This is a genomic window from Sphingomonas plantiphila, from assembly GCF_046000505.1.
GTDB lineage: Bacteria > Pseudomonadota > Alphaproteobacteria > Sphingomonadales > Sphingomonadaceae > Sphingomonas > Sphingomonas plantiphila.
The window spans coordinates 250,066-265,514 of sequence record NZ_JBELQC010000003.1 but is presented as its reverse complement, the minus strand read 5'-3'; the positions used below and the strand labels follow the sequence as shown (position 1 = coordinate 265,514).

Sequence of the window (15,449 nt, the reverse complement as noted above, 5' to 3'; positions counted from 1 at the left end):
CGATTTTCAGGCGCACGGGCGAAGACGGCGCCATGTCGTCCACCAACGTCCAGGCGAAGCTTCGCGCCCCCGCGCCCTGGCTGGTGGTGCTCGCCGCCGCGGGGCAAGCCTGGTTGCTGTGGCCGCTCTTCACACCCGACATGACGGCCTATCTCATCCCCTGGCTCGAAACGATACGCGCGCGCGGGGTGCTGGACGCCTTCGCCCAGCCCTTCTCGAACTATATGCCGAGCTACCTCTATCTGCTCGCCGTGTTCAGTCCGCTTGCGGCCTGGCTCGATCCGATGAGCGTCATCAAGCTGCTGTCGGTCGCCGGAACCGCGGCGCTGGCGCTGGCGATGCACCGCCTGCTCGGCGCGTTGCAGGTGTCGGAGCGCGCGCGCTGGGCGGCGCTGGTCGTCGCCCTCCCCTCGGTCGCGTTCAACGCGCTGCTGATGGGCCAGTGCGATGCGATCTACGTCGCCGCCTGCCTGATGGCCGTGGCCATGGCCATCGAGCGGCGACATTTCGCGATGTTCCTGTGGTGCGGCGTCGCGGTGGCGTTCAAGGCGCAGGCCGTGCTGGTCGCGCCTTTCTTCCTCGCCGTGGCGATCCAGCGACGGGTATCGCCCGCCCAATGGCTCGCCGCACCCGCTGCGCTGCTGGCTCTGATGCTCCCCGCCCTGCTTGCCGGCTGGCCTCCCGCCGATCTCGCCACAATCTATTTCCGGCAGGCGGAGACATTCAGCAACGATATCGCTCGAAACGCGCCCAATATCTGGTCGCTCGCCGGGATGGTCGCGCCCGACTTCGCGCCGCGACTGTTCGGCCTGGCACTCGCCGCCGCACTGGGTGCCGCCGCCTGGTTCGTGGCGAAGATGCAGATCGTGCGCTTCGGCCATGCCGGGCTGGTCGGCATGGCCGCGCTCGCCGCGCTGCTCAGCGCCGGGCTGCTGCCGCGCATGCACGAGCGCTATTTCATGCTCGCCGACCTGCTGATCCTCGCCTTCGCCATCGCGCGCGGAACCCGCTCCGCGTTCGCGCTGGCGGCGCTAGTCCAGCTCGGCTCCTTCGCCGCGATTGTCGGGTATCTGGGTCTTGGCGCGCCGATGGTGGCGGTGGGGGCGTCGTGCATGATCGCAGCAACCTGGCTCGCGGCCCGGCCGCTTGCCAATCCCAATGCAAACGACAATCCCCCCGCGGGACGGACTCCACGACCAACCCTGCTGCGGCGCGTCGTCCCCTATGATATTGATGGGCGACTCAGGTTCCGGGGAAATGGGGAGTAGGGGTATGTTCAACAACAATCGTTCGCGTGATGACCGTCCTGCCATGCCGCCGGCGCCGCCGATGCAGCCCAGCAGCGGCGGCTCGTCGAAGCGCGGCATGTTCTCGGTCATCGGACCGGACATCGTCATCACCGGCAATGTGAAGGCGAGCAGCGAGCTGCATATCGAGGGCCGGATCGAGGGCGACGTCGATTGCGGCACGCTCGCGCAGGGCGCGGACAGCCAGATTTTCGGCAGCGTGAATGCGGACAGCGCCCGCCTCGCCGGCGCGATCGAGGGAACGGTTCGGGTCAAGCAGCTTACCGTGGAACGGTCGGCGCGCATCACCGGCGACGTCGAATATGAAAATATCACGATCGAGAATGGCGGCCATATCGACGGTCGCCTCAAGCATATGAGCGCGATCGCCGCGACGCCGCTGCGTGCCGAACCGGTGCAGCCGGCCGTGTCGGTCGCATCGGTCGTCTCGTCCAGCTACGGCCACGGCGCCGCCTGACCGAACTCGCCGGGGCCGCGTCATGCGGCTCCGGCCAATTCCCTCCTATTCGGCGACGCGCGCGCCGCCCTTGATCACGTCGGTCACCCGCGTCAGCACACTCACATCCTTCAGCGGATCGCCCTCGACCGCGATGATGTCGCCATAGCGGCCCGCCTCGATCGCCCCGACATCGCCGCTCCGCCCCAGCGCCTGCGCGGCATTGAGCGTCGCGGCGCGGATCGCCTCCATCGGCGTCATCCCATATTCGACCATCACGCGGAACTGGCCCGCCGCCGTACCGTGGGGCATCACCCCCGCATCGGTGCCGAACACCATCCTCACCCCGGCGGCATGCGCCTTGCGGAAATTGTCGCGCTGGATCTGCGCGATCTCGCGATCCTTGCGCAGATTGTCCTCCAGCACGCCGTTCTTGGCGCCCTCGGACTGGGTATAGTCGGTATTGTAGATATCCATCGAGAACCACACCGGCTGCTTGCGCGCGACCGCCAGTCTGATCCCCTCCTCATCGACCAGGCTGGCATGCTCGATCGTATCGATCCCCGCGCGGATCGCCGCCTTGATCCCCGCCGCGCCATGCGCATGCGCGGCGACCTTGAGGCCCCATTGATGCGCCTCGTCCGCGATCGCGCGCATCTCTTCCTCGGACAGCTGCTGCTGCCCCGGCTCGGTATTGCGCGAAAAGACGCCGCCGGTCGCGCAGATCTTGATCACTTCCGCGCCATATTTCCGCTGCTCGCGCACGATCCGCCGCAGCTCCTGCGCCCCGTCGCCGACCGCAACGCCCTTCGCCTTGTACGAGGGCGGCAGATAAGTGCTGTCGCAATGTCCGCCCGTCGCGCCGAGCGCATGCGCCGCCGGCACGATGCGCGGCCCGGCGATCAGCCCTTCGTCGATCGCCTGCTTGTAGCCTACATCGGCATAGTTCTCCGACCCGACGTTACGGATCGTTGTGAATCCGGCCTTGAGCATCGCGCGCGCATTCGCGGTCCCCTGGATCGCCCAGAAGCTGTCGGTGAACTGCAGCCCGGTATAGCCGCCATACAGCGGGTTGCTGTCGAGATGGACGTGCATGTCGATCAGCCCGGGCAGGATGGTCTTGCCCTCCAGATTGATGTGCGTGACGTCACTACCCCAGCGCACCGTGCGCGCATCGGCGACGCTGGTGATCCGCCCGTCCGTGATGAACACGGCGGGGTAGTCGACCACGGTCCCCTTCACCACGTCGATCATCTTCTCGGCAGTCACCACCACCGTCTGCGCACAGACCGGCTGCGCAAGGCACATCGCCACCGCCGCCGCAACAAACCGGTACCGCATCATTCAGTCTCCCTGGATCAAGGACCGGTCTCCGCCGGCGCGGTCCGGCGTCGAGGCCGGGCGAATGTAGATGCGCGTCACGATCGGGAATTCGACCGCGACCAGCGCTTCGATGTCACGGATGATGCGCTCGACGTCACCCGCGCTGATCGCGTCGTCGAAATCGGCGCTGATGACCGACACGACCTGATCGGGCGCCTGATGCACCGTCATCACATCGTGCACGCGATCGACGCCGTCATGCCCCTCGGTCAGCCGCCGCAGCGCGCCAATCAGCGCAGGATCCGCACTCTCACCGATCAGCAGGCCCTTCGCCTCGACGATCAGCAGGATCGCGACCGCGGCGAGCACACCGCCGATCAGGACGGAGGCGACCCCGTCCCACACCGGATTGCCGGTCCAATGCGAGAGCCAGATGCCGACCGCCGCGAGCACGATGCCCGCCAGTGCGCCGGTATTTTCCAGCAGGACGATCAGCGTCGGCGTATCCTTCGACGACCGGATCGCCGCCCACACATTGGTGTCGCCCCGCGCCGCATTGAACGTCCGCAACGCCGCCAGCGAGGACCAGCCCTCGAGCAGGAACGCGATTCCCAGCACGATATAGGCGATCAGCGTATCGCCCGCCGGCTCCGGCTCGAGGATATGCAGGATGCCCTCGTACAACGCGACCCCCGCCCCCAGTGAGAAGACGAGGATCGCGACCACGAAACTCCAGAAATAGAGTTCGCGGCCATAGCCGAACGGGTGAATCGCATCGGCGGGACGATGCGATCGCTTGGTCCCATAGAGCAGCAGCACATGGTTGGCGCTGTCGACCAGGCTGTGAACACCCTCGGTCAGCATCGCGGACGACCCGGTAATCCCCGCCGCCACGAACTTCGCGGCGGCGACGCCCAGATTGGCCGCAAGGGCGATCAGGATGACACGGTTCGACCCGCCAGCCATTCCGGTTTCCTTTAAAAGATTGCGGTCACGCCGCGCCGATGCCGTCGGTCGCGCGATCGAACGCGACCTGCGCGCTGCCCAGATCGATTGCAAAGCCGATCCACATCGCCATCAGCACGGCGCCCGACGCGACGAACAGCATCGCGCGCACCGGCACCTTCTTCGGCCCGATATGGACGAAGCTGTGCGCGATCCGGATCGCGACATAGATCCAGGCGAGGATCACCTGAATGCGGCTGTCGAGACTGGTGATCAGCAGCAGTGGCACCAGCGCGAAATAGAGCACCGGCATCTCGAACAGGTTGCGATAATTGTTGGCGGGCATCTCGATCGGCTCGAAATAGCGCATCGCCGCCTCGCTGCTTGCGAACGTTTCCCGGCGCGGGGGATTGGCGCGGATATGGCGCGCGCGCGTCACGAACATCGTCGCGAACACGATGAAGATCAGCCCGACCAGCGCGATCGTCGGCCAGAGAATCGCCATGCCCATGAAAACTTCCCCCATCAGCCTCGTTGCGCCAAGGTGACGCGGGGCGTCGTTCGAGTAAAGCGGAGGATGGAATGCTGACTGGATCGGAAGGTGGATGCCGCTGCGGCAAGGTGCGGTTCCGGATCGACGCCGAACCGCTCGTGACCGCCGTATGCCACTGCCGGGGCTGTCAGCGCATGACCGCCAGCGCATTTTCCACCACGATCACGCTGCCCGCCGACGCGCTCACGATCCTCGCGGGCGAGCCGGTGATCGGCGGCCTGCACGGCGATGAGGCACGGCATCACCACTGCAACTGGTGCAAGAGCTGGCTGTTCACCCGGCTGCCGCCCGAATATGGCGCGATCAATGTCCGCGCCACGATGCTGGACGATCCCGGCTGGTTCGCGCCCTTCATGGAAACCTATACCAGCGAAAAGCTGCCCTGGGCACAGACCGGGGCAGCGCACAGCTTCGAGACCTTTCCCGAGCCCGCCGACTATCCCCGGCTGATGCAGGCATTCGCGCAGGCGAACGCCTGATCGCACCGCGTCAGACGTGGATCACCCGCCCATAGGCGGCAAGGACGCTCTCATGCATCGACTCGCTGATCGTCGGGTGCGGGAACACCGTCTCGATCAGCTCGGCCTCGGTGGTCTCCAGCGTCTTGCCGACGACATAACCCTGGATCATCTCGGTCACTTCCGCGCCGATCATGTGCGCACCCAGCAGCTCGCCGGTCTTGGCGTCGAACACCGTCTTCACGAAGCCCTCGGGCTCGCCCAGCGCGATCGCCTTGCCGTTGCCAATGAACGGGAAGTTGCCGACCTTGACCTCGTAACCCGCTTCCTTCGCCTTTGCTTCGGTCAGGCCGACGCTGGCGATCTGCGGGTGGCAATAGGTGCAGCCCGGGATGTTACGCGGGTCCATCGCGTGCGGATGCTTGCCCGAAATCGCTTCGGCCGCGATCACGCCCTCATGGCTCGCCTTGTGCGCCAGCCAGGGCGGCGCGGTGATGTCGCCGATCGCCCAGAGTCCCTCGACATTGGTGCGGCACGCGCCGTCGGTCTTGAGAAAGCCGCGATCGTCGATGTCGACGCCCAGTTCCTTCAGGCCGATATCGGCGGTGTTGGGCACAATACCGATCGCGACGATGACATGGCTGAAGTGGCCATCGACCGCCTTGCCGTCCTTGCCGGTGATCGTCGCCTTCACGCCGTTCTTGTCCGCCGCGATCTTGTCGATCTTGGCGCCGGTCATGATCGTCATGCCCTGCTTCTTGAGCGCCTTCTCCAGATGCGCGGAGATGTCCTTGTCCTCGACCGGCACGATCCGGTCAAGCATCTCGACCACCGTCACCTCGGCGCCCATGTCGTTGTAGAAGCTCGCGAATTCGATCCCGATCGCGCCCGATCCGATCACCAGCAGCTTCTTCGGCATTTCCTTGGGCGTCATCGCATGGCGATAGGTCCATACCCGCTCGCCATCGGCGGGCAGGCCCGGCAGGTCGCGCGCGCGCGCACCGGTCGCGACGATGATGTTCTTCGCGGTCAGCTCGGTCGTCTTCCCGTCCGCGCCCGTGACCGACAGCTTCCCCTTCCCGGTCAGCTTGCCGGTGCCCATGTGCACCGCGACCTTGTTCTTCTTCATCAGGTGCGTGACGCCCTGATTGAGCTGCTTGGCCACCCCGCGCGAGCGTTTGACGACCGCGTCGAGATCGGCGCTGATCTTCTCCGCGGCGAGGCCATAGTCCTTGGCATGCTGCATGAAGTGGAAGATTTCGGCCGAGCGCAGCAGCGCCTTGGTCGGGATGCAGCCCCAGTTGAGACAGATGCCGCCGAGCAGTTCGCGCTCGACGATCGCGGTCTTGAGACCGAGCTGGCTCGCGCGGATCGCGGCGACATAGCCGCCGGGTCCGGAGCCGAGCACGATCACGTCATAGGTTTCAGCCACAGGAAAAGTCCTTCGTCAGGTGCGCGAGAAAAGGTTGAGCCGGTAGATCGACAACAGGATCAGCATCATGTTCGCTGCCGCCGTGATAAAAAAAACATTGGTGTCCCGGAAACCGCCGACCTGTCGCATTTGTCGGTCGAGTATCCGGACGACCAGCCACGCCGACGGCATCGCGAGCAGGATCGTGACGGCATAACCGGCGATCGGCGAGAGGATCGACGCACCGAACCCCAGCAGAGCCGGCCAGAAGCTGGCCGCCAATAGCGCCGGGATGAACACGACGCTGCCGAGAATGAAGTGCCCTAACGCCTGTCTCAAGGCCTCGGCAGGAAACGGCATCAGAATAAGTGCGACAAGAAATACGACCGCATAGATCAGCAGCGGTGCCGCGATCACGACGGGGATGGTCAGAAGAAACGCCGACAAGATGCTCATTCCGCCGCCACCGCGCGCGGCTTGCGATCCTCGCCCACCGCGACGAAGGTGAACACCGCCTGCGTCACCAGCTGCCGCTCCTCGCCATGCCGGTCGCGGCGCCACGCCTCGACCGCGATCTGCATCGAGCTGCGCCCGACCTTCACCAGATCGGCATAGACCGACACCTCGTCGCCGACGAAAACCGGCGCATGGAACTGCATCCCGTCCATCGCGATCGTCACCGCCCGGCCGCGCGCGCGGCGCGCCGCGACCAGTCCCGCGGCCATGTCCATCTGCCCGACCAGCCAGCCGCCGAAGATGTCGCCATAGGCATTGGCGTCGGCCGGCATCGTGCTGACGCGGATCGTCGGCTCGCTCGTCGGTGGGGCACGGTCAGGCATCGTCGGACTCCGGGGGGTGTGCCTGCGGGTTGCGCTGCAACCACATCGCGCGCCGCATCGGCCCGATGCCCATCGCGATGATGCACAGGATCGCGATGCCGGTCACCAGCCACACGTCCTGCCGCGCCAGCGGATAGGCCCAGCTCGCCAGCGCACCGATCAGCAGCGCAACCGCAATGCCCGCGGCGATATGCAATGCTTCGACCAGAACGCCCATCTGCGGCCTCCCTTGGCCCTCAGGCCAGCAGGCCCATGGGCGATTCGATCAGCGCCTTCAGCACCTTCATCAGCTCGGCGCCATCCGCCCCGTCGACCGCGCGGTGATCGAAGCTGCCGGTCGCCGACATCACCGTCGCGACACCCAGCGCGTCGTCGACGATATAGGGACGCTTCTCGCCCGCGCCGACCGCCAGGATCATCGCCTGCGGCGGGTTGATCACCGCGTCGAACTGCTTGATCCCGAACATGCCCATGTTCGAGATGCTGGCGGTGCCGCCCTGATATTCCTCGGGCTTGAGCTTGCCTTCCTTGGCGCGCTCGGCCAGCTCCCTCATCTGGGTCGAGATCGACGCCAGGCCGATATTTGCCGCGTCGCGGATGATTGGAGTGATCAGCCCGGTCGGCGTGGAAACGGCCACCGAGATGTCGGAGCGGCTATATTTGACCAGCTTGTCGCCGGCATAGGTCACGTTGCACTTGGGCACCTGCGCCAGCGCGACCGCGAGCGCCTTGATCAGCATGTCGTTGACCGACAGCTTCACCCCGCGCCCTTCCAGGCTCTTGTTAAGCTGGCCGCGCAGCTTGAGCAGTGCGTCGAGCTGGATATCGACGGTCAGGTAGATGTGCGGAATCGTCTGCTTCGCCTCGGTCAGGCGGCGCGCGATCGTCTTGCGGATGTTGCTGAGCTTCTCGACCTCGTGCGGGATGCTCTCGTCATACCAGACCGACGCCGGGGCAGCGGCAGGCGCGGCGGCGGCCGGCGCAGCCGCGGCGGGCGCGTCGGCCTTGGGCGCAGGCGCAGCACCGGGCTTCGCGTCGGCCACGTCCGCCTTGACGATGCGGCCATTGGGGCCAGAACCGGTCACGCTCGACAGGTCGACACCCTTTTCCGCCGCGATGCGGCGCGCCAGTGGGCTCGCCTTCACCCTTTCTTCCCCTCTCCCATCGGGAGAGGGGGGAGCCGACGCGACAGCGGCGGCGGGGGGTGAGGGTGACGGGGCAGGGGCCGCGACCGTCTCGCGCTCACCCTCACCCCGCGGCGCTTGCGCGCCTTGCCCCTCTCCCGCCGGGAGAGGGGAAGAAGTCGGCGCGGACACCGACGACGCATCCTCCCCCTCGCCCGCCAGCACCGCGATGACGGTGCCAACCTTCACGCCATCGGTCCCCTCGGCCACCACGATCTTGGCGATCACGCCCTCATCGACTGCCTCGAATTCCATCGTCGCCTTGTCGGTCTCGATCTCCGCCATCAGGTCGCCGGCCTTGACGGTATCGCCCTCCTTCACCAGCCATTTGGCGAGCGTGCCCTCCTCCATCGTCGGGGAAAGCGCGGGCATCTTGATTTCGATCGACATGGGTGGGGAGGATCCTGTCGTGGGGTGATGAATGGGTCGCGCCCTCCTTGCGCGATGCACGGCGCGGGTCAAGCCCGCCCCTTGCGCTTCCGGCGCCGACACGTCACCACCTGTCCCCAACGGAGGGGGAACTGGTTTCATGCGTACCTATCTGGTCGTGGTCGACGAAAGCCCGGAGGCGCAGATCGCACTCCGCTTCGCCGCGCGCCGTGCGGTCAAGACCGGCGGCGGAGTCGAAATCCTGGCGCTGATCGCCAAGCCCGATTTCGTCCAGTGGGGCGGGGTGATGGCGACGATCGAGGAAGAGGCGCGCCAGCGCGCCGAAGCGCTGGTCGCCGGCGCGGCGGGCACGCTGATCGCGGAGTCGGGGCTCAAGCCGCGCATCACCGTGCGGGAGGGTAACGGTCCCAAGATCATCCGCGAATTGATCGCGGACAATCCCGATATCGCCGCGCTCGTGCTCGGCGCTGCGGCGGAAGGTGCGCCGGGGCCGCTCGTCTCGCACTTTGCCGGCGAAGCGTCCGCCCTGCCCGTCCCGCTGATGATCGTGCCGGGAAGCCTCGACCGCGAGGCGATCGATCGCCTGAGCTGACCGCATGGCGCGCCTGACCGACGAGGAGCGCCGCTTTCGCAAGATCGGCGCGGGCATCCCGTTCGGCCGCTTCTGGCACATTCCGGCGATCGGCCTCGCCCTGATCCTGGCAGGATCGACCGTCCGCGACCTCTATCTCAACTGCACGGGGCACCCGATCGAGGGCGGCCGCAAGGCGGGGGCCGCGATCCGCATGGCGCTCACCTATCCCTGCAGCCCGTATCTGCTCCGCGAGGGCGTGTGGGGATGGCTGCTCTTCGTCGCCTTGTGGGTCCCCATCCCCTTCGCCATCGTCAACCTCTTCTGGCAAAGGCGGCATCGCGCCTATTGGGCCAAAGTGCGCGCCCGCGAGCGCGAACGGCGCCGGCAGCGCCGGGCAGAGCGCCGGAGACAACAGCAACCGGACGAACGCGGGACTTGAGATCGCATCGCGATGCGGCCACGCTGCGGCGATGCGCCAGCTCATCCTTCCCGCGCTGCTCCTCGCAGCCCCCGCCCTCGCCCAGCAAAAGCCCGCCGAAGCCCCCAGCCCCGAACGGCTCAAGGCGGATGTGGAAAAGCTGGTCAGCTTCGGCACCCGCCACACCCTCTCCTCCCCCGACGATCCCGTGCGCGGCATCGGCGCGGCGCGCAAATGGGGCGCGGAGGAGCTCGACCGCATCGGCGCAGCGTGCGGCGAGTGCATCAAGGTCGCCCGGGTCGGCCGCACCTTCACCGGCCCGCGCGCGCCCAATGGGGTCGAGGTGGTCAACGTCCTCGGCTTCCAGCAGGGCGAGGACGCCAAGCGCGTCATCATCGTCCAGGGCCATATCGATTCGCGCGTCAGCGACGTGATGGACATCACCAGCGACGCACCCGGCGCCAATGACGACGCATCGGGCACCGCGCTGGTGATCGAGGCCGCTCGCATCCTCTCGCGCGAAAAGCACAAGGCGACGATCGTCTATGCCCTGCTATCGGGCGAGGAACAGGGGCTGTGGGGCGGCACTTTGCTCGCCGAAACCGCGAAGGAACGCGGCTGGGAGGTCATCGCCGTCCTCAACAACGACATCGTCGGCAACACGATGGGCCAGAACGGCGTGCGCGTCGCCGATCGCGTCCGCGTCTTCTCCGAAGGCATCCGCGCTTCCGAAGACCTGCCCGGCCAGCTTGCCCGCCGCGCCGATGGCGGCGAGGATGACGGACCCAGCCGCGCACTGGCCAAGGCGATCGACAAGGTCGCCGATGGCATGCGCGAGAAGGACAAGGACGCGCTCGACGTCTTCGTCGTCCGCCGCCCCGACCGCTTCGGGCGCGGCGGCGATCACGAACCGTTCCTGAAGCTCGGCTATCCCGCCATCCGCTTCTCGGTCGGCGCGGAGAATTACGACCAGCAACACCAGGACCTGCGCACCGAAAACGGCCGCGTCTATGGCGACACGGTCGACAAGATGGACTTCCCCTATCTGGCGAAGGTCACCGCGCTCAACGTCGCGACGATCCGCCGCCTCGCCAACGCGCCCTCGGCCCCGTCCTCGGTCGTGCTCGACGGCGCATTGAGCGCGGATACCAGGGTCAAGTGGAACGCCGTCCCCGGGGCGCGCGGCTATCGCGTCTATTGGCGCCGCAACGACAAGCAGGACTGGACCGACGTGCGCGGCGTCGCCGGTCTCACCGAAACCACGCTCAAGGATGTGGTGGTCGACGATCATTTCATCGGCGTGTCGTCGATCGCAGCGGACGGCAGCGAGAGCATCGTCACCTTCGGAACGAGGCCGCCGCGGAACTAAGGCCAGGGCGTGCACGTCCCAACGTCCGTTTGCCCTGAGCCTGTCGAAGGGCCGACCCCAGCAAGCGTGTCACTTGAGGCCCTTCGACAAGCTCAGGGCAAACGGGGTCTTCGCTCCCCCTCAAATCAGCGGCAGCAATCCTTGGTCGAACGCCGCACCAGCTTGCTCGGATAGCGCCGCACGGTCTTGGTCGGCGCACGATAGGTGCGGACCGTCTTGGCCTCCTCGACCTCTCCATACACCTCTTCGGTGACGGTGCTCGTGGTGGTCGCTCCCGACTGGATGACGATCGTCGTCACCGTCGGCCCGGCCATGTAATAGCCGCTGCCATAGCCATAGCCCGATCCGTAGCCATAACCCCGCTGCGCATAGCCCCCGCCACACTGCGCGGCACAGGGGCTTTGCGCCGCCGGCGCTGCATAACGCGGCGGCGGCGGCGCATACCCCCCCGGGTATGGCTCGGCCGGAATCGGCTCCCGGCGGTACTCATCGTCATATCCGTAGTCGTCGTCATAGCCGGGCGCGTCATAGCTGGCGCCATAGCCGCCCCCGCCGCCGCCAGCAGCAGCGGCCGCGGCATAGCCGTCACCGGCATAGGCGCTTGCCGCACCGCCGCCGTACCAGTCGATCCCACTCACCGAATCCCACACCCGACCGCTGCGGTCGGCGAGTACGGCGTCGTCATAATAGCGGATCCAGCCATAGCCATAGGGCGGGCGGCTCAGCCCCCAGCTCGACCAGTCGCTGATCCCGAAACTTCCGCCGATCCAGTAGCTTGGCAGCGTCCAGCCGCGCACCGGGCGGCGATAGGCGCCCCACCCGCCGGGCGCGCGCATCCCGCCTTCCCAGCGGCCGCCGATGGTGCGGCCCCAGCGGCCCGACGTGCGCGGCGACTCGATGCGCGAGCGCGGCCCGTCCACCCGCGTCCGGGGCGCCTCGATCCGCGTCGTCGGCACCGAACGCTCGGGATAGCGCGCGGACGCGCGCTGCCGCGTTTCCCATTTCCCGTCGCGCCACACGCGCTGCGCCTCTGCCGGAAGCGCGAGCGAAACACCCGCGATCGAAAGGGCCAACAAGGTCAGGTTACGCTTGGTCACGACATGCATCTCCAGTGAGACGCGGCCATCCGAGCAGGGACGAAAGGTCGCGTCTCTTCACGGTTTCTTAACAGTCGCGGGCAGCCATCTCTACCACGACACATGGTTAAGAAAGTCCCGATCCGGGGCAATGCGTTAAGGGACCAGCAGACCGTGTCGTCCCGGAACGGATCAGTCCGCCGATCCGGCAACGCGCGGGGCGAGCAACGCGACCAGCGCCTCGCACCCCGCCGCATCCTCCGCACCGAACCGGCCCGTCAGCGGACTATCGAGGTCGAGCACACCGATCAACGCGCCGTCGTGAACGATCGGGACCACCAGTTCGGAATTGCTCGCGGCATCGCATGCGATATGCCCCGGAAAGGCGTGGACGTCGGCGACCAGCTGGGTCTCGCGCGTCGCCGCAGCCGCGCCGCACACGCCCCTGCCGAACGCAATGCGGATGCACGCCGCCTTCCCCTGAAACGGGCCGAGCACCAGCTCGCCGCCGACATTGCGGTAAAAGCCCGCCCAATTGAGGTCGGGCAGATACTGCCCGATCAGCGAAGCGGCGTTGGCCATGTTCGCGATCGCGTCGCTTTCCCCCGCCGTCAGCGCATCGAGCGCGGCAAGAAGATCGCGATAGAGTTCGGCCTTGGACCCGGCGGCGATGTCGAAATTGTACATGCGCCGCAGTTGGCCTTCCGCATGCGCGGTTGCAAGAGCCTATGGGCAGCGCACGCGCGCCATACCCTCGGACGTCAGGGTCTTCCCGTCCGGCGACAGTTCGAAGCTGCGCGTTGCGGTCCAGGCCTCGCCCTCGCCCGTATAGCGCGCCGTCACCGCGATTTCCGCGCCCTCACCCTCGATACCCGTCACCGTGCCGCTGCTCTCGTAGAAGCGCAGTTCCGCCGGCGTGATCTCGAGCCGGGTGATGTCGCTGCCCTTGCCGCAATCGCCCGCCTTTCCGCTCCACCGCCCGCGAAACGCCTCCGGGATTTCCGCGGCGACCGCGGCCGTGCTTGCACTCGCGCTGGGCGTGGGGGCGGGCTCGACCGGATCGGGCAGGCTCAGCGGCTCCATCTCCTGCGCATTGTTCTGGGTGACGTCGTTCAGCACCGGCTCCCCCGAACAGGCGGCAAGCAGGGCGAGCGGGGCAAGCAGGGCGCAGGGGATCAGTCTGTTCATGCCGGGCAAACGCCAAAGCGCGCCGATCGTTGCGCGGGTCAGTCGATCTGTACGCGTCCCCGCCCCGCCTTGATTGCCGATCGGCCCTTCTTCGCGTCGACGCGCCGTGCCTTCGCCGCCTTGCTCGGCTTGGTCTTCACCCGCCGCGCCTGTCGCTCATGCGCCTTCTCGATCAATTCGGTCACCCGCTCGCGCGCATCTTGCCGGTTCGCCTCCTGCGTGCGAAAGCGGCGCGCGGTCACCACCAGTTCGCCGCCCGACGTCATCCGGCTCCCCGCCAGCTCCTTTAGCCTGGCATAGGCATAAGGCGGCAGCCCCAGCCGGAACACGTCGATGCGCAGCTGCACCGCGGTCGCGACCTTGTTGACATTCTGCCCGCCCGGCCCCGACGCGGCGAGGAACTTCTCCTCGACGATCGCGTCCTCGGGCAGGTCAATCGGCATCGTCGCCCGACTCATCGGCTGGTGTCCCGCCGGCAAAGCCGAGCGTGCGGAACGCTTCGGGCGTCGGGGCCTCGGCATGGATGTCGGGCTTGCCCGGGCGCGGCACGGTCAGTTGCGCGGCGTGCAGCATCATCGTGCGTCCGTTGGCGACGCCATAGACGGGATCGCCGGTGATCGGAAAGCCCAGCCCCTCGGCGGCATGGACGCGGATCTGATGCGTGCGGCCGGTCTCTGGATAAAAGGCGATGAACGCGCGCCCGTCCTTGCTCGCCAGCATCCGCCAGCGCGTCCGCGCCGACTTGCCGTCCGCCCTGCCGGTCATGCGCCAGCCGCGCTCGGCGCTGGAGATCTTGACCAGCGGCAGGTCGATCATCCCCGACAACGCGTCGGGAATCCCGTCGATCACCGCGAGATAGCGTTTGGTGACCTGCCCCGCCTCGAACGCCTGCTGGAACCGCGCATGCGCCTTGGGATTGCGCGCGAGCAACAGGCACCCGCTGGTATCGCGGTCGAGCCGGTGGACCGGCGTCGGCCAGCGCTGGAACCCGAAGGTCAGGTTGCCGAGGTGATTTTCCAGGCTGATCGACCCGTCGCGCGGCCGGTCGACCGGAAGCCCGGCGGGCTTGTCGAGAACGATCGCCTCGCCGTCGATGAAAAGTACCTGGTCTTGTATCATCTCCGCGCCTTGCCACCGCCGCGCCCGCGACGCCAGCCTTAGGGGCCGAACTCCCCTAGAAGTCCGGACCCTGCCCGAAGCGATAAGCGTCCATCGCCAGCACGCCATAGGTATAGCTGTGGTGCAGGCGCTCGGCCTGCGCCCCGCCTGCGCCCATCGCGGCGAACAGCGGCAGGATATGATCCGGCGTCGGATGGTTGCGCCGCCCATGCGGTCCGCGCTCCACCGCATGCAGCACCGCATCGGTGTCGCCCGCATCCAACCGCGCCCTCACCCAGTCGGCAAAGTCGGACACCCAGTCGGGCACCGCTGCGTCATGGTCGCGGCCCTCGGCGAAGATCGCGCGCAGATTATGGGTCAGGCTGCCCGATCCGATGATCAGGACGTTGCGATCGCGCAGCGGGGCGACGGCCTGGCCGATGCGGTAATGCCATTCGGCCGGATGCGCGCTGCTGATCGACAGCTGGACGATCGGGATATCGGCGTAGGGCCAGGCAAGCGCCAGCGGCACCCATGCGCCATGATCCAGCCCCCGTTGCGGATCGAGAAACACCGGATGCCCGGCTTCCGCGATCAGCCGCGCCACCTCTTCCGCCAGCGCCGGAGCGCCCGGCGCGGGATAGCGCACATCGAACAGCTTTTGCGGAAATCCGCCGAAATCATGGATCGTCGGCGGTGCGGGCGACCCGGTCACCACCGCCTCCGCCATGTCGTGATGCGCGGAGATCATCAGGATCGCATCGGGCCGCGCCACCTGCGACGCCAGCCCGGCGAGAAAATCCCGCGCCGGGCTGGGTTCGAACAGGATCATCGGCGAACCGTGCGACACGAACAATGCGGGTTGCACGGCGCGCGTCAT

General features: G+C 67.1%; 20 protein-coding genes. 6 read left to right on the top strand and 14 right to left on the bottom strand.

Annotation, left to right across the window (positions count from 1 at the left end):
• Positions 1–32: 32 nt before the first annotated feature.
• Complete coding sequence (locus tag ABS767_RS16245; RefSeq protein WP_408080261.1) at positions 33–1,268, top strand: glycosyltransferase 87 family protein; 1,236 nt, start codon at positions 33–35, stop codon at positions 1,266–1,268.
• A 61-nt stretch (positions 1,269–1,329) separates the two neighbouring features.
• Positions 1,330–1,764, top strand: coding sequence for a bactofilin family protein (locus ABS767_RS16240; RefSeq protein WP_408080259.1), 435 nt, complete (start codon positions 1,330–1,332; stop codon positions 1,762–1,764).
• Positions 1,765–1,809: 45 nt separating this feature from the next.
• Here ABS767_RS16240 and ABS767_RS16235 read toward each other — a convergent pair whose 3' ends face one another.
• The 3 genes from ABS767_RS16235 to ABS767_RS16225 are packed head-to-tail and all read right to left on the bottom strand — an operon-like array spanning position 1,810 to position 4,537.
• On the bottom strand, positions 1,810–3,087 hold the full coding sequence (locus ABS767_RS16235; RefSeq protein WP_408080257.1) for a Xaa-Pro dipeptidase: 1,278 nt from the start codon (positions 3,085–3,087) through the stop codon (positions 1,810–1,812).
• Positions 3,088–4,032, bottom strand: coding sequence for a cation diffusion facilitator family transporter (locus ABS767_RS16230; protein WP_408080255.1), 945 nt, complete (start codon positions 4,030–4,032; stop codon positions 3,088–3,090).
• A 25-nt stretch (positions 4,033–4,057) separates the two neighbouring features.
• Complete coding sequence (locus ABS767_RS16225; protein ID WP_408080253.1) at positions 4,058–4,537, bottom strand: MAPEG family protein; 480 nt, start codon at positions 4,535–4,537, stop codon at positions 4,058–4,060.
• Between the two features lie 56 nt (positions 4,538–4,593).
• Between ABS767_RS16225 and ABS767_RS16220 the strand changes: the two genes are divergently transcribed.
• On the top strand, positions 4,594–5,043 hold the full coding sequence (locus ABS767_RS16220; RefSeq protein WP_408080251.1) for a GFA family protein: 450 nt from the start codon (positions 4,594–4,596) through the stop codon (positions 5,041–5,043).
• Between the two features lie 10 nt (positions 5,044–5,053).
• Here the strand turns inward: ABS767_RS16220 and lpdA are convergent, their stop codons facing one another.
• Genes lpdA through ABS767_RS16195 form a run of 5 tightly spaced genes read right to left on the bottom strand, consistent with a single transcriptional unit; the run spans position 5,054 to position 8,846 of the window.
• Positions 5,054–6,454, bottom strand: a complete 1,401-nt coding sequence (gene lpdA / locus ABS767_RS16215) for a dihydrolipoyl dehydrogenase (protein WP_408080249.1) — start codon at positions 6,452–6,454, stop codon at positions 5,054–5,056.
• Positions 6,455–6,469: 15 nt separating this feature from the next.
• Positions 6,470–6,889: a hypothetical protein gene (locus ABS767_RS16210; protein ID WP_408080247.1), complete on the bottom strand. Its 420-nt coding sequence runs from the start codon at positions 6,887–6,889 to the stop codon at positions 6,470–6,472.
• On the bottom strand, positions 6,886–7,272 hold the full coding sequence (locus ABS767_RS16205; protein ID WP_408080245.1) for an acyl-CoA thioesterase: 387 nt from the start codon (positions 7,270–7,272) through the stop codon (positions 6,886–6,888). Before ABS767_RS16205 ends, ABS767_RS16210 begins: the two co-directional genes overlap by 4 nt.
• On the bottom strand, positions 7,265–7,489 hold the full coding sequence (locus ABS767_RS16200; protein WP_408080243.1) for a hypothetical protein: 225 nt from the start codon (positions 7,487–7,489) through the stop codon (positions 7,265–7,267). The genes ABS767_RS16205 and ABS767_RS16200 overlap by 8 nt, the downstream gene beginning before the upstream one ends.
• Positions 7,490–7,508: 19 nt before the next feature.
• Complete coding sequence (locus tag ABS767_RS16195; RefSeq protein ID WP_408080241.1) at positions 7,509–8,846, bottom strand: pyruvate dehydrogenase complex dihydrolipoamide acetyltransferase; 1,338 nt, start codon at positions 8,844–8,846, stop codon at positions 7,509–7,511.
• 139 nt (positions 8,847–8,985) lie between these two features.
• Here ABS767_RS16195 and ABS767_RS16190 point away from each other — a divergent pair, with 139 nt between their 5' ends.
• Genes ABS767_RS16190 through ABS767_RS16180 form a run of 3 tightly spaced genes read left to right on the top strand, consistent with a single transcriptional unit; the run spans position 8,986 to position 11,207 of the window.
• Positions 8,986–9,438 (top strand): universal stress protein, encoded by a 453-nt coding sequence (locus tag ABS767_RS16190; protein WP_408080239.1) that lies wholly within the window; start codon positions 8,986–8,988, stop codon positions 9,436–9,438.
• A gap of 4 nt (positions 9,439–9,442) precedes the next feature.
• Positions 9,443–9,859, top strand: a complete 417-nt coding sequence (locus tag ABS767_RS16185; RefSeq protein ID WP_408080237.1) for a hypothetical protein — start codon at positions 9,443–9,445, stop codon at positions 9,857–9,859.
• Between the two features lie 31 nt (positions 9,860–9,890).
• Entirely contained in the window at positions 9,891–11,207 is a 1,317-nt protein-coding gene (locus tag ABS767_RS16180; RefSeq protein WP_408080235.1) for a M28 family peptidase, read from the top strand.
• 125 nt (positions 11,208–11,332) lie between these two features.
• Here ABS767_RS16180 and ABS767_RS16175 read toward each other — a convergent pair whose 3' ends face one another.
• The 6 genes from ABS767_RS16175 to ABS767_RS16150 form a co-directional block, all read right to left on the bottom strand.
• Positions 11,333–12,304 carry an RcnB family protein gene (locus ABS767_RS16175; protein ID WP_408080233.1) on the bottom strand — a complete coding sequence of 324 codons (972 nt, stop codon included), beginning with the start codon at positions 12,302–12,304 and terminating at the stop codon, positions 11,333–11,335.
• A gap of 171 nt (positions 12,305–12,475) precedes the next feature.
• Entirely contained in the window at positions 12,476–12,970 is a 495-nt protein-coding gene (locus tag ABS767_RS16170; RefSeq protein WP_408080231.1) for a GAF domain-containing protein, read from the bottom strand.
• 39 nt (positions 12,971–13,009) lie between these two features.
• A complete protein-coding gene (locus ABS767_RS16165) occupies positions 13,010–13,471 on the bottom strand; it encodes a hypothetical protein (protein ID WP_408080229.1) in 462 nt (153 codons plus the stop codon).
• A 38-nt stretch (positions 13,472–13,509) separates the two neighbouring features.
• A complete protein-coding gene (gene arfB / locus ABS767_RS16160) occupies positions 13,510–13,914 on the bottom strand; it encodes an alternative ribosome rescue aminoacyl-tRNA hydrolase ArfB (protein ID WP_408080227.1) in 405 nt (134 codons plus the stop codon).
• Positions 13,904–14,590 (bottom strand): RluA family pseudouridine synthase, encoded by a 687-nt coding sequence (locus ABS767_RS16155; protein WP_408080225.1) that lies wholly within the window; start codon positions 14,588–14,590, stop codon positions 13,904–13,906. The genes arfB and ABS767_RS16155 overlap by 11 nt, the downstream gene beginning before the upstream one ends.
• 55 nt (positions 14,591–14,645) lie before the next feature.
• Positions 14,646–15,449, bottom strand: a complete 804-nt coding sequence (locus ABS767_RS16150; RefSeq protein WP_408080223.1) for a dioxygenase family protein — start codon at positions 15,447–15,449, stop codon at positions 14,646–14,648.

What these genes read in the sequence shown, in the direction of transcription:
- ABS767_RS16245 (WP_408080261.1), top strand. Translation starts at nt 33, where the DNA reads ATGTCGTCCACCAACGTCCAGGCGAAGCTTCGCGCCCCCGCGCCCTGG.
- ABS767_RS16240 (WP_408080259.1), top strand. Translation starts at nt 1,330, where the DNA reads ATGCAGCCCAGCAGCGGCGGCTCGTCGAAGCGCGGCATGTTCTCGGTC.
- ABS767_RS16235 (WP_408080257.1), bottom strand. Translation starts at nt 3,087, where the DNA reads ATGATGCGGTACCGGTTTGTTGCGGCGGCGGTGGCGATGTGCCTTGCG.
- ABS767_RS16230 (WP_408080255.1), bottom strand. Translation starts at nt 4,032, where the DNA reads ATGGCTGGCGGGTCGAACCGTGTCATCCTGATCGCCCTTGCGGCCAAT.
- ABS767_RS16225 (WP_408080253.1), bottom strand. Translation starts at nt 4,537, where the DNA reads ATGGGGGAAGTTTTCATGGGCATGGCGATTCTCTGGCCGACGATCGCG.
- ABS767_RS16220 (WP_408080251.1), top strand. Translation starts at nt 4,594, where the DNA reads ATGCTGACTGGATCGGAAGGTGGATGCCGCTGCGGCAAGGTGCGGTTC.
- ABS767_RS16210 (WP_408080247.1), bottom strand. Translation starts at nt 6,889, where the DNA reads ATGAGCATCTTGTCGGCGTTTCTTCTGACCATCCCCGTCGTGATCGCG.
- ABS767_RS16205 (WP_408080245.1), bottom strand. Translation starts at nt 7,272, where the DNA reads ATGCCTGACCGTGCCCCACCGACGAGCGAGCCGACGATCCGCGTCAGC.
- ABS767_RS16200 (WP_408080243.1), bottom strand. Translation starts at nt 7,489, where the DNA reads ATGGGCGTTCTGGTCGAAGCATTGCATATCGCCGCGGGCATTGCGGTT.
- ABS767_RS16195 (WP_408080241.1), bottom strand. Translation starts at nt 8,846, where the DNA reads ATGTCGATCGAAATCAAGATGCCCGCGCTTTCCCCGACGATGGAGGAG.
- ABS767_RS16190 (WP_408080239.1), top strand. Translation starts at nt 8,986, where the DNA reads ATGCGTACCTATCTGGTCGTGGTCGACGAAAGCCCGGAGGCGCAGATC.
- ABS767_RS16185 (WP_408080237.1), top strand. Translation starts at nt 9,443, where the DNA reads ATGGCGCGCCTGACCGACGAGGAGCGCCGCTTTCGCAAGATCGGCGCG.
- ABS767_RS16180 (WP_408080235.1), top strand. Translation starts at nt 9,891, where the DNA reads ATGCGCCAGCTCATCCTTCCCGCGCTGCTCCTCGCAGCCCCCGCCCTC.
- ABS767_RS16170 (WP_408080231.1), bottom strand. Translation starts at nt 12,970, where the DNA reads ATGTACAATTTCGACATCGCCGCCGGGTCCAAGGCCGAACTCTATCGC.
- ABS767_RS16165 (WP_408080229.1), bottom strand. Translation starts at nt 13,471, where the DNA reads ATGAACAGACTGATCCCCTGCGCCCTGCTTGCCCCGCTCGCCCTGCTT.
- arfB (WP_408080227.1), bottom strand. Translation starts at nt 13,914, where the DNA reads ATGCCGATTGACCTGCCCGAGGACGCGATCGTCGAGGAGAAGTTCCTC.
- ABS767_RS16155 (WP_408080225.1), bottom strand. Translation starts at nt 14,590, where the DNA reads ATGATACAAGACCAGGTACTTTTCATCGACGGCGAGGCGATCGTTCTC.
- ABS767_RS16150 (WP_408080223.1), bottom strand. Translation starts at nt 15,449, where the DNA reads ATGACGCGCGCCGTGCAACCCGCATTGTTCGTGTCGCACGGTTCGCCG.